We start from the raw sequence: 17,167 nt of genomic DNA on the forward strand, positions 1-17,167 counted from the left end.
TCTAAAGGCCTACTTTTTCACGAATATCTTTCGGTGTCGCCCCATCGGCCCGGAACAGGGAAATGGCCCTGGCATCGTCACGTTTGGCCAGGCGCCGGCCGCTTTCGTCGCGGATCAGCAAGTGGTGGTGATAGACCGGCACCGGCAGGCCCAGCAGCGCCAGCAGCAAGACCTGGATCGCGGTGAAATCAAACAGGTCCTCGCCCCGGACAACATGGGTGATCTGCTGTGCCACATCATCCAGCGCCGAGGCGAGGAAATAGGCGATGACCGCGTCATCCTTGCGGTACAGCACCACATCGCCGATCCGCGACAGGGCTGTTTCCGCCTCGATCCGGTGAAAACCGGCGTTTTTCTCGCCGGTTTCGGTAAATCCGGGAAGATTGCCGCCAAAACGCGCCAGGGCCCGGTCCATATGCAGGCGCAGCGCGTCACCGGGCTGCCAGCTGCTCACATCGCGGTGTTTGCAGGTGCCGGGGTACAGATCGGGAAAGGCCCCTTCCTGCGGCGCGGCGGTGGCGGCGCGGATGTCCTTGCGCGAACAATTGCAGGGGTAGAGCAGGCCCATTTCCCGCAGGCGGGCGAGCGGTGCCTCATAGCTCTCCAGATTGTCCGACTGCCGCAGCACCGGCTCAGACCAGCTCAGGCCTAGCCAGGCCAGATCCTCAAGGATCAGCGCCTCCCACTTTGCCTTGCTGCGCTCGCGGTCGGTGTTTTCCATGCGCAGCAGGAATTCGCCACCGGCCGCACGCGCCATGTCATGCGCCAGAATCGCGGAATAGGCATGGCCCAGATGCAGCGGGCCGGTCGGAGATGGTGCAAAGCGGGTTCTGAAAGTCACGCTTTTTCAAGTACATATACGTTGGACTTCATGCCGATTCCGGGCAGGTGGTCGCCGTGTTCGCGAAACAGCAGCCGCGCCGCGCCGCAATCGGTCCATTCCATCACCCGCGCTTCATAAGCCGGGTCCCGCAACGCATTGTCATTAATGGAGAAAACGCATTTTCCATCCCGTGGCAACGCATGCATCAGGTTGTCCAGCATCTGAACCGGTGCCGCACCACTGCCAATCACGCCCATGGCCGAAATGGCGCTGTACTGACCTTTCGGAATGACCGGCGCGCCCGTGTCCGCGACGACAGAAAGCACGCGGTAAATGTCCTTCTTGCGCGCTTCGCCCAGCATTTCGGGAGAGAGATCCATGCCGTCGATCACACTGAACCCGGCCAGCTTCAGCGCAAGACCGGAGAGGCCGGTGCCACAGCCGAAATCCAGGATCGGCGCGCTCTTGTCGCTGGCGAACCGGGCCAGCGCCGCGGCGCAGCGGCCCGGTGTGGCATAGCCGTTTTCGGCAATCTCGGCCTCATAGCTCGCGGCCCAATCGTCATAGAGCCGGCGCGTCGCAGCCGGATCTTTGGTCCCGTAAGCTTTGTCGAGAAATCCTGTCATGCAATCAGGTTAGGCCGGGACTGCGATCCTGTCCAGCCAGCTTTGCCAGTCCGCCTTGGCGCGGTCGGTATAGGCTTTGTAGCGGTCCTTGCGGCCCCGCCTGCCGCCGCGCAGCCCCTCGACCGGGGGGAAGAGGCCGAAGTTCACATTCATCGGCTGGAAGGTCTTTGCCTCGGCGCCGCCGGTGATATGGGTGACCAGCGCGCCCATTGCCGTCGTGTCGGGGGGCGCGGCGATATCGGTGCCCAGAATCTCTGACGTGGCCATGCGCCCGGCCAGCAGACCCATGGCGGCGCTTTCCACATATCCTTCGACCCCGGTGATCTGCCCGGCAAAGCGGATGTTGGGCTGGCTGCGCAGGCGCATCTGATCGTCCAGCAAGGTGGGAGAGTTGATGAAGGAATTGCGGTGAATTCCGCCCAGCCGCGCGAAACTGGCATTCTCCAATCCCGGAATTGTTTTGAAAACATCAGCTTGCGCGCCATACTTCATCTTGGTCTGGAAACCCACGATGTTATAGAGCGTGCCCAGCTTGTTGTCGCGGCGCAGCTGCACCACCGCATGGGCCTTGACCTCGGGCTGATGCGGGTTGGTCAGGCCCACGGGTTTCATCGGGCCGTGGCGCAGGGTTTCGCGGCCGCGTTCGGCCATCACTTCGATGGGCAGGCAGCCGTCGAAATAGCCTGCCGTCTCGCCCTCGCGGAACTCGGTCTTGTCGGCCGCAAGCAACGCGTCGATGAAGGCGTCATATTGCGCCTTGTCCATCGGGCAGTTGAGGTAGGCGGTGCGTTCCTCTTCGGTCTCGCCCTTGTCATAGCGCGATTGCATCCAGGCCTTGGACATGTCGATGCTGTCAAAATAGACGATGGGCGCAATGGCGTCGAAAAACGCCAGCGCCTCGGCCCCGGTGCGCGCCGCGATGGCCTCGGCCAGCTTGCCGGAGGTCAGCGGCCCGGTCGCGATGATCCAATGGCCCTCACTCGGCAGTTCGGTGATCTCGCCGTATTCCACCGTTACACGCGGATGCGCCATCAACGCATCTGTCACCGATTGGGCAAAGGGGTCCCGGTCCACCGCCAGGGCACCGCCTGCGGGCAGTTTGTTGCGGTCGGCGCAGGCCATGATCAGCCCGCCCGCGGCGCGCATTTCCCAGTGCAGCAGGCCCACCGCATTCTGTTCATCGTCATCCGAGCGGAAGGAGTTCGAGCAGACCATCTCGCCCAGAAGGCCCGTCTGATGCGCGAATGTGCCGACCTCGGGCCGCATCTCGTGCAGGACCACGTCGATGCCTGCGTTTGCGGCCTGCCAGGCGGCTTCGGACCCGGCCATGCCGCCGCCCACGATATGAAGTGTCTGTGTCATGACAGCGATGTAGGGCAGGGCGGCGCGACAGGCAACCGCTAGCAGCATGGGGTGTGTTGGGGGAATTGCGATGATTTGGGGTCGCCGCTGCGGGAATGGTCGGTCAGTGAGAGGCTGACCTGGAGGGACCTTCCGCCGGCGGCGACCCAAATATCTATGCACCCTCGGGTGCTGTCAGATTTATGCCCCAAATTCGCCAGATTTGAAAGCAGAAAATCCGTCAACAATCCGGCTTCATTTCGGAAACAGTCTCCGGAGGCGGAACAGGCCTACTGGCTGTCCATCGGCAGGCCGGAGGGCACCGCGCCGGGGGCGCCCAAGGCACCTTGGGCCGCGCGCGCGTCCGTCAGCGCATCGAGAAAGCTCAACAGTTCCACGATTTCTCCGCCGGTGAGGGCAACATCCCGGATCTCGATGGCGGCCGCGATCCGGATCATTTCCTCGGTGTCGTCCAGTGCGGTAAAATCTTCCTGCTGTGCACCGCCCGGCAACAGCGCCGCGCTGCGGTCATAGCCGGTCAGCCCTGCCAGCGCATCCATGTGATGGCGCAGGATGTCTTCCAGCCGGGCATAGGCGCCGTTGTGACCGTAAGGGGCGGTCAGCGCGACATTGCGCAGGGAAGGCGTGCGAAAGCGGTAGAAATCCGCCGGCACGCCGGTGACCTTGCCGCGCCCCAGGTCTGCATATCGGGCATAGGCGCTGTCGGTGTTCTTGCCCGGTCCGAACTGGGGCATGCCGATGGCGTGAAACCCGTGATCGGTCTGGAACGGACCGCTGTGGCAGGTGCTGCAGCGCGCCTTGCCATAAAAAAGCGCCATTCCGGCAGCCTGAGCGGGCAACAGTGGCGTGCCGTCGCGCAGGTAGCGGTCAAAGGGGCTGTCGGTGGCACGGAATTCAGTGGTGATGAAGGCGGCCAGCGCCTGGGCAATATCGGTGATGTGCAGGTCCTGCACCCCCTGGGCGGCAAAGCGGTCGCGATATGCGGGGATCGCCGCGATGCGTGCGGCCAGGATTGCCCATGCCCCGTCGCTGCCATGGATGCGGCCCGCGTCAACGGCGCTGGCCACGTCGTTTTCGCCTGCCTGGCCCGACATTTCATCCGCCGAGAGGATCGGCAGCATCGCCTGGGCGGCCAGCGCGGAGGGCATGGGTTTTTCCAGCGTCCGCCCTTCGGGCATGCGGATGCCGAACATGGCGCTGTCGCTGCGCTCCACCCGGCCATCGTGGAACATCACGGTGAATTCCCGCGCACCGATGTTGAACAGGGCAGGCGCATTGCGCGGGATGCGCGCATGCGGACGGTTGTCCTCGCTCGCGATGCGACGGCTGCCCAGTCCAAGCCCGCCCTCGCCGATGGAGAGCGACATGCCGTCCGATGTGCCCAGCGTCGGATGGTGGCAGGTCGCACAGGCAATATTGCGGTTGCCCGACAGGATCGGGTCAAAGAACAGGTCACGGCCCAGCAGGATCTGTTCCATCGGAAAGCTGGGAAAATCCGCATCGGTGACCGGCGCGGGCAGGGGCTCTGCCATCGCTGTCTGAGCCAGAAAGCCGATAAATACTGCCGTCAGCGCACCGCGCATCCTGTTCCCCCTGAAGCTTTTGGGCAATTTGCCCAAAACGCGCGGTCATTTCCAGCCAAAGCTGCAGAAATCAAGGCCAGAAACAGGCAAAAGTGTCACTGATCCCACTTCGGGTCACGTTTGCCGAGAAAGGCATCAATCCCTTCGGCAGTATCATCGCGCAGCATGTTCTGCACCATGACCTCACCGGTATAGGCATAGGCCTCGGCCACGGGCATCTGCAACTGGGCATAGAACGCCTCCTTGCCGATCCTGACGGCAGCGCCGAGCTTTCCGGCGATCTGATTGGCCAGGGCGGCGGTTTCATCGGCCAGTTGTTCGGGCGGAACCACGCGATTGACCAGCCCTAGCGCGCGCGCACGACTGGCGTCGATGAAATCGCCCGTGGTCAGCATCTCGAAGGCCTGTTTGCGCGGGATATTGCGGCTCAGCGCCACCATGGGGGTGGAGCAGAACAGCCCGATGTTCACGCCGTTGACGCCAAAGCGCGTGCCTTCGGCGGCGACGGCCAAATCGCAGGTGGCGACCAGCTGGCACCCGGCGGCGGTGGCAATCCCGTGGACCTGCGCGATCACCGGCTGCGGCATCGACTGGATGCGCGCCATCATCTTGCTGCACCGCTCGAAAAGATCCCTGAAACCTGCGGTCCCGCCATCCTCGGCCTGGCGCATGGCGGTCATCTGGCGCAGGTCATGGCCGGCGCAGAACGCCTTGCCCATGCCGGCCAGGGTGATCACCCGCGTGTCCGGGTCCGAAGCGCAGGCATCCAGCGCTTCCATCAGCGCTGCCAGCATCTCGTCGGACAGCGCATTCAGCCGTTCCGGCGCGTTCATCGTCAGCCGCATCACCGCGCCGTGACGCTGGGTCTCTACAATTGCCATCTTGCCCTCCCGGATCAATCAAGACACCTTGCCCCGCACAGCAGGAGAGGACAAGTATGCCCGCCGTCATGACCGCAGAGCAATTGACCAGCTTCATGAAGGAAGTCTTCGCGCAGGTTGCCGATGATTTCGCCATCGACGACGTGGGCGAGGGCGAGATCACCATGCGCCTGCTGACCCAGGACCGCCACCTGCGGCCCGGAGGTACAATTTCCGGCCCCGCCATGTTCGCGCTGGCGGATGTCGCGGCCTATCTGGTCACGCTGGCGATGATCGGCCCGCAGGCCCTGGCGGTGACGACAAATTGTTCCATTGATTTCATGCGCAAGCCGCAGGCGGGCGTCGATCTGGTTGCCCGGGCGCGCCTGCTGAAGCTGGGCAAGCAATTGTCGGTCACCGATGTGATGCTGTATTCCGTGGGTCTGGATGCGCCGGTGGCGCGGGCATCGCTGACCTATGCCATCCCGCCCCGCAAGATGGCGGTCTGATCTGCATTCGCAACCGCGTATCTTACGCAGTTTGAGCGAGACAGCAGCTACCTGTTTGTCCTGAAACGAAAAATGGGCCGGATTGCTCCGGCCCAGTGAAGAGGTCTGGCAGGTCCCACAGGGAAGTCAGACCCGCCAGAACACGCGAGACGCCTCGGTATCGGCCTGCTCGGGTGTCAGTCCCACGTCGCTCAGCTGCCATGGCTCAAGCCTTGAGAGGGCGAGTCGTGTGCGGCGGCGGGTGGCCCATTTCGTCACGCAGACCGCGAAGGCAACCGCCAGCTCAGCCACAATCGGCGTGCCAGGTTGCGCCAGGATGCTCAGCGCGTCGGGTGTCGTCGGTCTTGCCTGTGTCATGGGAATCTCCTTCTCGAATAATTGTATTGACACAATATATCGGACTGCTACAATAAATTGATACAAAAGGCCGTACAAAGACGCTAGGGAAACATTGTAATGGATACAATTTGGTCATCCGAGGGGCTTGCCGGGACGGGGCCCAAGTACAAAGCGGTTGTAACAATGATCCGTGACCGCATCGCGACAAAGGCATTGCAGGTCGACGACAAGCTGCCGCCGGTGCGGGATCTGGCCTGGAAGCTGGGCATCACCCCCGGCACAGTGGCGCGGGCGTACAGCATCCTCACCGATGACGGCACCCTGCGCGCCGAAGTCGGGCGCGGCACCTTCGTGGCGGCACCCAAAACTGTCGGGCGGCCGCTCAACCTGATCGAAATTGATCCGGTGCCGCATAACACCGGGGGCGACGTGTATCAGGTCAACCTCTATTCGCCGCATCTGCCCAATGGCGGGCAGGCGGAGCTGATCCGAAGGCTGTTGATCGAAGTGGCGGAAGACCCGCCATCGGGCGTGATGCATTACCCGTCGCGGCGCAGCGCGCTTGGCGCCCGACTGGCGATGGTCCAGTGGTTGCAGGGCACGCCCATCGGCGCGGTGGAGGAAAGCGATATCGTGCTGAGCCTTGGCGGCCAGAATGCGGTGATGCTGATGCTGCAGACCGTGTTGCAGGGCCGCCGCCCCGTCGTCTTTGTCGAGGCGCTGTCCTATCCCGGTTTCCGCCGCGCCGCCGAGGCATTGCGCGCCGATGTCGTGCCGATCGAGATTGACGCACATGGGATCGTCCCCGAAGCCCTTGCCGCCGCCGCCGAACGCCACCCGGAGGCGCAGGTGCTATGTACCTCGCCGGAGGTGCACAGCCCCACCTGCGGCTTTACCCCGATGGACCGGCGCGCGGCCATTGTGGCGGTGGCGCGCAAATACGATCTTCAGATCCTTGAGGACGATTGTTACCGCATGGGCCGGGCGGAGGGCGAAGGCTATCGCCAGATGGCCCCGGAGCGCGGCTGGTACATTACCTCGCTGTCCAAATCCATCACACCGGCCCTGCGCATCGGCTGCATTGTACCCCCCAAGGGGCTGGCCGGGGCGCTGCATCGTACGTCGGAGCACAGCTTTTTTGGTCTGGCCACGCCGATCATCGACCTGACGGCCAAACTGCTGAACCATCCTGAACTGCCCGCCATCATGGATGCCTCCCGCGAGGGGGTGGAGCGCTATGTGAAAGTGGCGGTGAACACCCTGGGCGGTTTTGATCTGCAATGGCGGCGCGATGTGCCTTTTGTCTGGCTGCACCTGCCGCAGGGCTGGCGCGCCAGCGCGTTTTGCCAGGCCGCCGAAAAGGTCGGCGTCCAGGTCCGCGCCGCCGAGGAATTTGCCGCCCGCGATGCCAATGCGCCCCATGCGATCCGCATGGCGGTCAACGCAGGCGTGTCGCTGCGCAGCTTCGAGGCGGCAATGGAACGGCTGCGCGATCTGCTGGAACATCCGCCCGAGCAGATCAACGTCTGATCCGGTCCTTGCGCGAAATTTCTTGGCAGAAGGGGCACCACTGGCTAGATTTTGATCATTCAGCAAAAGGAATTTGCCCATGCGATTGATCGTTCTCGCCCTTGCCGCCGCCCTCACGGGGCTCACTTCACCGCTGCTTGCCCAGCAGGCCAATGTCTTTGCCCAGGCCGAGATTGACAGCGCCCCCGCCTGTGGCAAGGGGCGCGGGATCGAGGATGGCACGGTGCAGCTTTGCACCTGCAAGGCCACCACGATCAAACGCTTCGTCTGGGGCAGCGGGCCCTATTCGGGCCATTCCGATGTCTGCACCGCTGCACGCCACGCCGGAGTGATCGGCGAGGATGGCGGCGCATTGGCGGTCGTGGGCCGGCCCGGGCAGAAATCCTATGAAGGCTCGGATGCCAACGGTATCTCCACCAAGCGCTGGGGCCTGTTCCAGTCCAGCTTTGACGTGATGCCGGCGCTGGTGGCGGGGCAGGCGGCAGCCTCGGACGCGCCGGTTCTGGCCTGCACCGGCTTTTCCGCCGATGCGGCCCCCTATACCTGTGCCTGCCCCGAAGGCAGCGATGCGGGCGGATCGGTCTGGGGCAGCGGGCCCTATACCGGTGACAGCGACGTCTGCCGCGCGGCGGTTCATGCCGGTGCGATCCCGGCCACCGGCGGCAAGATCAAGGTGACGGCAGCACCGGGTCAGGACGCCTATGAAGGCTCCAGCCAGAACGGCGTGACCAGCAGCCGCTGGGGGTCCTACGGCCAGAGTTTCGAGGTCGCGGCCGTGGGCGGCGGTGTGATCGCGATGCAAGGCACCTGCAGCACCATGCCCGCCGATGCCGAAAGCCTGGTCTGCGTCTGTGCCGAAAACGCGCCGGTCAGCAAGTCGGTCTGGGGCAGCGGGCCCTACACGGCTGACAGCGACATCTGCACCGCTGCGCGCCATGCGGGGGCTGTGGATGCGGCAGGCGGCAGCGTGACGGCGATCCGGCTGAAAGGGCTGGACGCCTATGCCGGGTCCTCGGCCAATGGGGTGACCACCTCGAAATGGGGCAGTTTCGAACAGTCGATCACCTTCGACCGGAACTGAAGGCTCACGGCGCGGGACGCGCCTGCGCCCGCTGCGCCATCACGTCCTGGCCCAGGGTCAGCGTATAGCGTTCCAGTTCGGACAGGGCTGCTTCCGTCTCGGGGGCGCTTTGCGCGTCCAGCGCATCCGCGATCTGGCAATGCAGGGCGATGATCCTTTCGCGCGACCGCGCGGTGAAGGTGATCATGTTCATCAGCGGCTGCATCGCTTCGACCGCGCCCGCCAACTGATAGGACATCACCGGGTTGCCCGCGCCATCCACCAGGGCGCGGTGAAAGGCCACATCGGAGGCGCAGAACGCCTCGTCGGTCAGGCCGGGCTGGCCCTGCCGGTGGATCTCGGCGCGCATCGTGGCCAGATGATCGGCACTGCGCCGCGCCGCCGACAGGGGCGCGCAGGCCCGTTCCAGCGCATAGCGGGCTTCGCAGGCGGTCTCGAAACTCACGGCGTTCATCGACAGCAGCAGGGTGGATGTGGTGATCTGCTGGCTATAGGCCTCTTCAAAGCTGATCCGGTTCACGAAGGCGCCCCCCGTCGCACCGCGCTGGGTGCGGATCAGCGATTGTGCCGCAAGCCGCTTCAGCGCCTCGCGCACCGTGGTGCGACCCACCTCGAACTGCGCGCAAAGCTCCGCTTCCGAGGGCAGGCGCTGATCCACGATCAACTGCCCGCTGACGATGGCATCGCGGATCGCGCTGGCAATCTGCACCGACAGATCGGCGGGGCTGGAGGGGTCTATCTTCATATGTCTGACAATTAGGATTTGCTCCGTTTGTAAATGTCTGACATTAAATTGGCAAGAACCTGACTCGGTTTGACGATAAATGGGGGAATAATGAATCCTGTCCTGCGCTCAACTCTCTGGCTGGCTTTCTTCGGGCTGGTGCTGGCGGCATGGGCGCTGATGTATGTCATGGCGATGGACATGGACCTCGACCTGCTGGGCCGTCCCGGCCAGATGGGCGACATGATGCGCGGCATGGACCCGCGCATGGACATGTACATGCCGATGGCAAATTTCGGCCCGTTGTTCGTGATGTGGGGGGCGATGATGGCGGCGATGATGCTGCCCACGATGGTGCCGACCCTGCGCAGCTACGAGGACCTGATGGTCAGTGCCGATGGCACGCGGGCAGGGTGGCTTGGCGTGCTGCTTGGATACTTCACCCTATGGCTGGCCTTTGCCGCCCTGATCGCGGGGCTGCAACTGGCGCTGCTGTTCGGCGGGGCAATCGACATGCTGGGCATCGCCCGGTCGCGCTGGTTTGCCGCCGCGCTGTTGCTGGCGGTGGGGCTGTTCCAGTTCACCCGGACCAAGGAAATCTGCCACGGCGTCTGCCATTCCCCGATGATCTATTTCCTCGGCCACTGGCGCACCGGCTTTACAGGTGGTCTGCGCATGGGGCTGGGGCTGGGTGCGTATTGTGCGGGCTGTTGCTGGGGCTTCATGCTGCTGGGCTTTGCCGGCGGGGTGATGAACCTGGCCTGGATGGGGCTGGCGACGCTTTTCATGGTGCTGGAAAAGCTGCCGCAAATCGGACATCGTGTCACCAGACCCCTGGGGGTTGCCCTGATCTGCGGCGCATGTGTCGTGGCGGGCTGGCCCCTGATCATGATACCTTTTCACGGAGGATAAGATGGCCGTCACCAGATTACCGGAAGCAGACCGCCTGCCGATTTCCCAACGCATCGACAGCCGGATGCCCAATCCGGGACGGCGCAGGATGACGCCCACCGATTGGGCGATCAAGGGAGAGCTGTTCCTCAATTGCTCCTGCACCGTGTTCTGCCCCTGCGTGGTGAGCCTGGGCGCGCATCCCCCGACCGAGGGGCATTGCCATGCCTGGATGGCCATCGCCATCGACGAAGGCCATTACGAGGGCGAGGACCTGTCGGGTCTGAACGTCGGCCTGCTGGTCGATATTCCCGGCCGCATGGGAGAGGGCAACTGGAAGGTTGCCGCCTATGTGGACGAGCGCGCCAGCGGCAAGGCCTATAACGGCATCCTGCAGATCTTTTCGGGCCAGGCGGGCGGCACCACGGGGCTGTTCACCATGCTGGTGTCCGAGATCATCGGCGCGGAACGCGCCCCGGTCCAGATCACCCGCGACGGCAACCGCCGCGCGATCCAGATCGGCCGCAAGATCCAGGGCGAGATCGAGACCCTGGCGGGCAAGGATCCGGAGCACCCGGTGATGGTCTCCAATTCGAAATACTGGATGGGCCCCGACATCATCGCGGCGAAGGGTCTGCGCAGCAAGGTGCGCGACTATGGCCGGGTCTGGGATTTTGACGGCATGTCGGCAGAGATCTGCCCGATTGACTGGAAAGGCCCCAAACCATGATTGACGCGGGCTTCGTTCAGATCATGGCCCGCTACAACGCGTGGCAGAACCGTCAGCTGATGGGCATTGTCAACGACATGGACGATGCCGCGCTCGACCATGATCACGGCGCATTTTTCAGCACCATCAGGGGCACGCTGAATCACCTGCTCTGGGCCGATACCATGTGGATGAGCCGCCTGTGCGATGATGTCGCAAAGCCGAAGGTGGCGGGCGATCAATCGACCACCTACACCGAGACCACGGGGGTCTGGCAGGCGGAGCGGTTCCGCATCGACGGGCGCATCCGCATCTGGTCGGAGACCCTGTCGAACATCGACCTGCTGGGCGATCTGACCTGGTATTCGGGCTTGACCAAATCCGAGATGTCAAAGCCCAGGGCGCTTTGCGTTGCACATATCTTCAACCACCAGACCCACCACCGGGGCCAGGTCCATGCCATGCTGACGGCAGGCGGCCATGCGGCACCGGTGAGCGATCTTGCCTTCATGCCAGAGGACGCCTGATGCCATCACCCCGGACGATGGACCAGTTGAACAGCGAGCGCGCCGCCTTCTGGGCCGCGCTGGCCGAAGAAATGGTCGAGGCCGACAGCGCAGAGCGGACCGGTCAGGAACAGCACTTTGCCCTGGGCGATGATTTGCTCGACGGGCGCCTGCGCATGGTCATGTCGGTGTCACAGGACAAGACCTCGGTATATCTCGTGGCACGATCCGACGCGGCAAAACGCTGGGTCAGCGCCCATGTTGCCGCGTTGCAAACCGAATTGCGGGCCGCCGGTCCGGGCGACAAAACCAATGTCGCCGCCGGGCGCTGGTTTCGCCGGGACGACAAGAAGAACGTCGTGACCCTGCGCAGCCGCTGGCCGGAGATGCGCCGCTGGCTGCGCGCACAACATGCAACATTTCAACAGGCGGCTTGCGCCGTGCAGAAGGACACTGACTGATGGCCCTGATTTCCCCGTCACGGCGGCTGCGCCGGACCCCGTTTTCCGATGGCGTGGAGGCGGCAGGGGTCTCTGCCTATACCGTCTATAACCGGATGCTGTTGCCCACGGTCTTTCGCAGCGTCGAGGAAGATTACCATCACCTGAAATCGGCGGTGCAGGTCTGGGATGTGGCCTGCGAACGGCAGGTGGAGCTGCGCGGGCCGGATGCGGCGCGGCTGATGCAGATGCTGACCCCGCGCGACCTGCGCGGCATGTTGCCGGGGCGCTGTTTCTATGTCCCCATCGTCGATGAGACAGGCGGCATGCTGAACGACCCGGTGGCGGTGAAACTTGCCGAGGACCGCTGGTGGATCTCGATCGCCGACAGTGACCTGATGCTTTGGGTCAAGGGCATCGCCAACGGCTACCGGCTGGATGTGCTGGTGGATGAGCCCGATGTGAGCCCGCTGGCGGTCCAGGGGCCGAAAGCGGATGAGCTGATGGCGCGGGTCTTCGGCGATGCGGTGTGCGATGTGCGGTTCTTCCGCTTCGGGCATTTCGAATTCCAGGGCCGGGACTTGGTTGTCGCGCGCTCGGGCTATTCCAAGCAGGGCGGCTTTGAGATCTACGTCGAGGGCAGCGACATCGGGATGCCGCTGTGGCATGCGCTGATGGAGGCCGGGCGCGATCTGGACGTGCGTGCGGGCTGCCCCAATGGCATCGAGCGGGTGGAGGCCGGCTTGCTGAGCTATGGCAACGACATGACCGACGACAACACGCCGCATGAATGCGGGCTGGGCCGGTTCTGTGACACCCAGACGGCCATCGGCTGTATCGGGCGGGATGCGCTCTTGCGGGTGGCCAAGGAAGGGCCGGTGCAGCAGATCCGCGCCATCGAGATTGCCGGCGACCCGGTGCCGCGCTGCGACCGGGTCTGGCCCCTGATGGCCGGGGCGCGGCAGGTGGGGCAGGTCACCTCTGCCGTCTGGTCACCCGATTTCGGGGTGAATGTGGCCATCGGCATGGTGCGCATGACTCATTGGGATCCGGGCACGCCCTTGCAGTTGCGCGGGCCGGATGGAATGCAGGAGGCGATCGTGCGCGAGGGTTTCTGGCTTTAGCGCGGAGGTATCGGTGGCACCGGGGCGCTGCCCCGGACCCCGGGAATATTTGAAGGCCAAAAAGAAATGGGCCGGGAAAAAGGGCGGAGCGCCCGGAAAGGATGAGAGATGTTCAATGCGTTGATCGTGAACAAGGACGACGAGGGCAAGACATCCGCACAGGTGGCGCAGATTGGCCTGGACGATCTGCCGACGGGCGACGTGACCGTGGCGGTGGAATATTCGACCGTGAACTACAAGGACGGCTTGTGCATCGGGCCGGGCGGCGGGCTGGTGCGGAACTATCCGCATGTGCCGGGCATCGACTTTGCCGGGACGGTGGAAGCCTCGGACGACGACCGCTACAGGCCCGGCGACAAGGTGGTGCTGACCGGCTGGCGCGTGGGCGAGGCGCATTGGGGCGGCTATGCGCAAAAGGCGCGGGTCAGGGCCGATTGGCTGGTGCCGCTGCCCGGGGGGCTCGACACCCGTCAGGCGATGGCTGTGGGCACGGCCGGTTTCACCGCGATGCTGGCGGTGATGGCGCTGGAAGATCACGGCATCAAAAAAGGTCCGGTGCTGGTCACCGGTGCGGCCGGCGGCGTGGGTTCGGTCGCCACCGCGATCCTGGCCAATCTCGGACATGAGGTTGCAGGCGTCACCGGGCGGCCGGAAACGGCGGATTACCTCAAGAGCCTTGGCGCCAGCCAGATTGTCGCCCGCGTGGAGATCAACGAAACCACCAAGCGCCCCCTGGAGGGCGAGACCTGGGGCGGCTGCGTGGATGCCGTGGGCGGCGCCATGCTGGCCCGTGTGCTGGGCCAGATGGAATATGGCGCATCCGTTGCCGCCGTTGGCCTGGCGGGCGGTGCGGCCTTGCCTGCCACGGTGATCCCCTTCCTGCTGCGCGGCGTGAACCTGCTTGGCATCGACAGTGTGATGCAACCCTATGAGAACCGTCTGCGCGCCTGGGAGCGGATCGCGCGGGACCTGCCGATGGACAAGCTGGAGGCGATGGTTCAGCCCGCCAAACTGAGCGATCTGCCCAGGCTGGGGGCGGATATCCTCAAGGGGCAGGTGAAGGGCCGGGTCGTGGTTGATGTGAACGCATGACCCTGCGCGCTGTTGCGGTGCCGCAATATGCCTTTCTGTCCCGCCATGTGGGGCAGGGGGCGACCTATACCGATTGCTATGAGGTGGTGGTGCCCGGTCAGGTCGATCTGGCGCAGTTCATCTGCCGGTTCTACACCAGCTGGCTGTTCCGGCTGGAGCGGCTGGTGCTGTCCCTTGCCCTGCGCCGCCGCATCGCTGATGCCGAGGTGGCAGCGCTGGCGGCGGGGGCGGAAGCATTCGCCATCTGGCGGGTGGAGGCGCGTGGCGCGCGGCAGATCCTGCTCTCTGACCTGCGCGGCAGCACCTGTTCCTGGCTGGCCGTGGCCCCCGGCGATGGCGGCGGCACGCAGCTGCTTTTCGGCTCTGCCGTGATGGCGCGTCCGGGGCGCGAATTGCCCCGGATCCTGCGCATCCTGACACCCTTTCACAAGGTCTATGCGCGCGGGTTGCTGCGGGCGGCGGCAGCGCGGCTTGCAAAGGGGTGACGGCGGCAAAAGATCGTCTTACAACGGGCCGAACCACTTCAGGAGAACCCGATGACCGCCTATGATGACCAGAATATCTTTGCCAAGATCCTGCGCGGCGAAATCCCCAGCTTCAAGGTCTACGAAGATGACGAGACCCTGTGTTTCATGGACATCATGCCGCGCACCGACGGGCATTGCCTGGTGATCCCCAAGACGCCCTGCCGCAACATCCTGGATGCGACACCGGCGCAGCTCGCGGCCTGTATGGCGACGGTCAGCAAGGTGGCGAATGCCGCGAAAAAGGCCTTTGCCGCCGATGGCATCACCCTGCAGCAGTTCAGCGAAGCCGCAGGCGGGCAGGAGGTGTTCCACCTGCATTTTCACATCCATCCCCGGCACGAAGGCCTGCCGATGCGGCCACCGGGCAAGATGGGCGACATGGATGTGATCAAGGGCCATGCAGAGAAGATCGCAGCGGCGATTTCATAAGGGAATCAGCCGTTTTCCGGCTCGAATCGGCGGATGATACCGACCTAATTGATTTCAAATGCGTCAGGACGGGCGTCAGCGGCGGGTGCCAAGCGGTGCCGTTTGCCCGCAATTTTGCCGAAATTTCTTGCAAGCAGCTTGCCCAAATTTGAGCACATCCCGGTAAGTCATTGAGAGCAAAGGTTTCCTTTTGCTTTGTGTTCCATGGATCGGGCCATAGGCTTTGTCACATAACAATAAAACAGGGACATATGCTATGGCGCTTAGACCTCCACTGATGAAGCTGCCGATCAAGACTGCGGACAGCGGTTTTTATCGTGGCTTCAGCATCGACGTGACCATCACGGCCAAGATCATCATTGGTCTGCTGGTGATCTGGGCCGTCGCCTTTCCCGAGCAGGCAGGCCGTATCCTGTCGGAATTCAACGGGTTCATCCTGACAAATTTTGCCACCTGGTACGTCTGGGTCATGGCGCTGTTTGTCATCACCTGCCTGGTGCTGGCGATCTGGCCCGCGGCGGGACGGCTCAAGATGGGATTGCCGGACGACAAGCCTGAATTCAGCAACTTCTCCTGGTTCTCGATGATGTTCGGCGCCGGGATCGGGGTCGGGATGCTGACCTGGGCGGTGGCCGAGCCGATCTATCACTTTGGCAACAACCCGGATGTGATCCAGGGCTTTGCCGCGGGCAAGGGCGAGGACAACATCCTGAACGCCTACAAGTGGTCCTATCTGCACTGGGGGTTCACTGCCTGGGCCTCTTATGCGATTGCCGGTCTGGGACTGGGCTATTTTGCCTATCGCCGGGGGCTGCCGCTGACCATCCGGTCTTCGCTGACACCCTTGTTCGGCAAGTCGCTGTCAGGGCCTTTCGGGCATCTGATCGACATCGTGGCGGTGGTTGCGACCATCCTTGGCGTGGCGCAGACCCTGGGGTTCGGCGTGAACCAGTTTGTCGACGGGATGAGCCGGATCGGCGTGGGTGACTGGCTGACCGGCGATGATGGCCAGCCTTCGTCCATCGGGATCATCTTTTCGATCATCGTCATCATGGGGGCCTCGACCCTCTCGGCGCTGTCGGGGGTGGGCAAGGGCATCAAGTGGCTGTCGAACATCAACATGGCGCTGTCGATCTTCCTGCTGGGATTCCTGATGATCTTCGGCTCGACCTTCTTCGGGCTCTGGACCTTCTTCGTCGGGATCTGGGAGTACGTGATCGCGCTGCCCGGCATGATGTTCACCGTCTATGGCGGGGAGAATCCGGTTGATCAGGACCTGGCCGGATGGCAGGGCTCCTGGACCGTGTTCTACTGGGCATGGTGGGTTGCCTTCGCACCCTTCGTGGGCCTGTTCCTGGCGCGCATCAGCCGGGGGCGGACCATTCGCGAATTCGTGCTGGGCGCGGTCTTTGTGCCTGCGCTGATGTGCTTTGTCTGGTTCGCCTGGGCCGGTGGCACGGCGATTGACCTGGAACTGACGGGTCAGGCCGGTGGCAAGATCTTTGAGGCCACGGATGGCGGCAAGATCTTTGCCATGACCGACATCCTGCTGGGCAGCGGTACGCTGGGCTGGCTGATGGCCGTGGTCATCGTGATCCTGCTGATGACCTACCTCGTGACCTCGGCGGACTCTGCGGTGCTGATCGTGAATACCATCAATGCCGCAGGCGACGAAGGGCCCAAGGCGCGTCCGCATATCATCTTCTGGGGTGTCGCCCTGGGGGCGGTGGTGGCCGCGCTGCTGCTGATCGGCGGGATCGGCGCGATCCAGACCGCCATGGTCATCGGCGCGCTGCCGTTCTCTCTGGTGATGGTCCTGATGGCGGTTTCGCTGATCAAGGCGATCTTCAACGACGGCAAACGCGCAGCATCGGGCGTGACGACCTATTCCGAAGAAGTGGAGGCAACTCCGGCGGAATAAGTGTTTAAAATCAACCGGAGGGGCCGGTATCCTGCCGGGCCCTCTGACCTAAACCGGGTTGCGCGCAGGTCGCCACCTGTTAGTCATCCCG

19 protein-coding genes are annotated in these 17,167 nt (G+C 63.7%); 12 read left to right on the plus strand and 7 right to left on the minus strand.

Features of this window, described 5'->3' with window-relative positions:
* Window position 1: 1 nt before the first annotated feature.
* The 5 genes from gluQRS to ACWNZ3_RS09410 all read right to left on the minus strand — a co-directional run bounded on the left by gluQRS (window position 2) and on the right by ACWNZ3_RS09410 (window position 5,275).
* A complete protein-coding gene (gene gluQRS / locus ACWNZ3_RS09390; RefSeq protein ID WP_496899789.1) occupies window positions 2-841 on the minus strand; it encodes a tRNA glutamyl-Q(34) synthetase GluQRS in 840 nt (279 codons plus the stop codon).
* On the minus strand, window positions 838-1,449 hold the full coding sequence (locus tag ACWNZ3_RS09395; protein ID WP_496899790.1) for a class I SAM-dependent DNA methyltransferase: 612 nt from the start codon (window positions 1,447-1,449) through the stop codon (window positions 838-840). The genes gluQRS and ACWNZ3_RS09395 overlap by 4 nt, the downstream gene beginning before the upstream one ends.
* Window positions 1,450-1,458: 9 nt before the next feature.
* Entirely contained in the window at window positions 1,459-2,811 is a 1,353-nt protein-coding gene (gene trmFO / locus ACWNZ3_RS09400) for a methylenetetrahydrofolate--tRNA-(uracil(54)-C(5))-methyltransferase (FADH(2)-oxidizing) TrmFO (RefSeq protein ID WP_496899791.1), read from the minus strand.
* Between the two features lie 269 nt (window positions 2,812-3,080).
* A complete protein-coding gene (locus ACWNZ3_RS09405; RefSeq protein ID WP_496899792.1) occupies window positions 3,081-4,394 on the minus strand; it encodes a cytochrome-c peroxidase in 1,314 nt (437 codons plus the stop codon).
* A 95-nt stretch (window positions 4,395-4,489) separates the two neighbouring features.
* Window positions 4,490-5,275, minus strand: a complete 786-nt coding sequence (locus tag ACWNZ3_RS09410; protein ID WP_496899793.1) for an enoyl-CoA hydratase — start codon at window positions 5,273-5,275, stop codon at window positions 4,490-4,492.
* 56 nt (window positions 5,276-5,331) lie between these two features.
* Between ACWNZ3_RS09410 and ACWNZ3_RS09415 the strand changes: the two genes are divergently transcribed.
* Complete coding sequence (locus tag ACWNZ3_RS09415; protein ID WP_269366275.1) at window positions 5,332-5,763, plus strand: PaaI family thioesterase; 432 nt, start codon at window positions 5,332-5,334, stop codon at window positions 5,761-5,763.
* Window positions 5,764-5,889: 126 nt separating this feature from the next.
* Here the strand turns inward: ACWNZ3_RS09415 and ACWNZ3_RS09420 are convergent, their stop codons facing one another.
* On the minus strand, window positions 5,890-6,120 hold the full coding sequence (locus tag ACWNZ3_RS09420; RefSeq protein ID WP_269366273.1) for a DUF1127 domain-containing protein: 231 nt from the start codon (window positions 6,118-6,120) through the stop codon (window positions 5,890-5,892).
* A gap of 99 nt (window positions 6,121-6,219) precedes the next feature.
* On the opposite strand from ACWNZ3_RS09420, the gene ACWNZ3_RS09425 reads away from it, so the two are divergent.
* The gene (locus tag ACWNZ3_RS09425) at window positions 6,220-7,632 is read left to right on the plus strand and encodes an aminotransferase-like domain-containing protein (RefSeq protein ID WP_496899794.1); all 1,413 of its coding nucleotides are present in this window, start codon (window positions 6,220-6,222) and stop codon (window positions 7,630-7,632) included.
* Between the two features lie 79 nt (window positions 7,633-7,711).
* Window positions 7,712-8,713 (plus strand): LCCL domain-containing protein, encoded by a 1,002-nt coding sequence (locus tag ACWNZ3_RS09430; RefSeq protein ID WP_496899795.1) that lies wholly within the window; start codon window positions 7,712-7,714, stop codon window positions 8,711-8,713.
* Window positions 8,714-8,717: 4 nt separating this feature from the next.
* Here ACWNZ3_RS09430 and ACWNZ3_RS09435 read toward each other — a convergent pair whose 3' ends face one another.
* Window positions 8,718-9,458 (minus strand): FadR/GntR family transcriptional regulator, encoded by a 741-nt coding sequence (locus ACWNZ3_RS09435; RefSeq protein WP_269366268.1) that lies wholly within the window; start codon window positions 9,456-9,458, stop codon window positions 8,718-8,720.
* Between the two features lie 90 nt (window positions 9,459-9,548).
* Here ACWNZ3_RS09435 and ACWNZ3_RS09440 point away from each other — a divergent pair, with 90 nt between their 5' ends.
* The 9 genes from ACWNZ3_RS09440 (at window position 9,549) to ACWNZ3_RS09480 (ending at window position 17,076) form a co-directional block, all read left to right on the plus strand.
* Window positions 9,549-10,349 (plus strand): DUF2182 domain-containing protein, encoded by an 801-nt coding sequence (locus ACWNZ3_RS09440; RefSeq protein ID WP_496899796.1) that lies wholly within the window; start codon window positions 9,549-9,551, stop codon window positions 10,347-10,349.
* Window position 10,350: 1 nt separating this feature from the next.
* A complete protein-coding gene (locus tag ACWNZ3_RS09445) occupies window positions 10,351-11,058 on the plus strand; it encodes a DUF1326 domain-containing protein (RefSeq protein ID WP_269366265.1) in 708 nt (235 codons plus the stop codon).
* Entirely contained in the window at window positions 11,055-11,564 is a 510-nt protein-coding gene (locus ACWNZ3_RS09450) for a DinB family protein (protein ID WP_496899797.1), read from the plus strand. The genes ACWNZ3_RS09445 and ACWNZ3_RS09450 overlap by 4 nt, the downstream gene beginning before the upstream one ends.
* Entirely contained in the window at window positions 11,564-12,004 is a 441-nt protein-coding gene (locus ACWNZ3_RS09455; protein WP_496899798.1) for a hypothetical protein, read from the plus strand. Before ACWNZ3_RS09450 ends, ACWNZ3_RS09455 begins: the two co-directional genes overlap by 1 nt.
* Window positions 12,004-13,107, plus strand: a complete 1,104-nt coding sequence (locus ACWNZ3_RS09460) for a dimethylsulfoniopropionate demethylase (RefSeq protein WP_496899799.1) — start codon at window positions 12,004-12,006, stop codon at window positions 13,105-13,107. Before ACWNZ3_RS09455 ends, ACWNZ3_RS09460 begins: the two co-directional genes overlap by 1 nt.
* Before the next feature lie 108 nt (window positions 13,108-13,215).
* Window positions 13,216-14,199: an acryloyl-CoA reductase gene (gene acuI / locus ACWNZ3_RS09465; protein ID WP_496899800.1), complete on the plus strand. Its 984-nt coding sequence runs from the start codon at window positions 13,216-13,218 to the stop codon at window positions 14,197-14,199.
* Complete coding sequence (locus ACWNZ3_RS09470; protein WP_496899801.1) at window positions 14,196-14,684, plus strand: hypothetical protein; 489 nt, start codon at window positions 14,196-14,198, stop codon at window positions 14,682-14,684. Before acuI ends, ACWNZ3_RS09470 begins: the two co-directional genes overlap by 4 nt.
* 51 nt (window positions 14,685-14,735) lie before the next feature.
* Entirely contained in the window at window positions 14,736-15,155 is a 420-nt protein-coding gene (locus ACWNZ3_RS09475; RefSeq protein ID WP_496899802.1) for an HIT family protein, read from the plus strand.
* Window positions 15,156-15,411: 256 nt separating this feature from the next.
* Window positions 15,412-17,076: a BCCT family transporter gene (locus tag ACWNZ3_RS09480; protein WP_269366252.1), complete on the plus strand. Its 1,665-nt coding sequence runs from the start codon at window positions 15,412-15,414 to the stop codon at window positions 17,074-17,076.
* Window positions 17,077-17,167: the final 91 nt, after the last annotated feature.

It is taken from the genome of Sulfitobacter sp. IGS-18 (assembly GCF_059628195.1).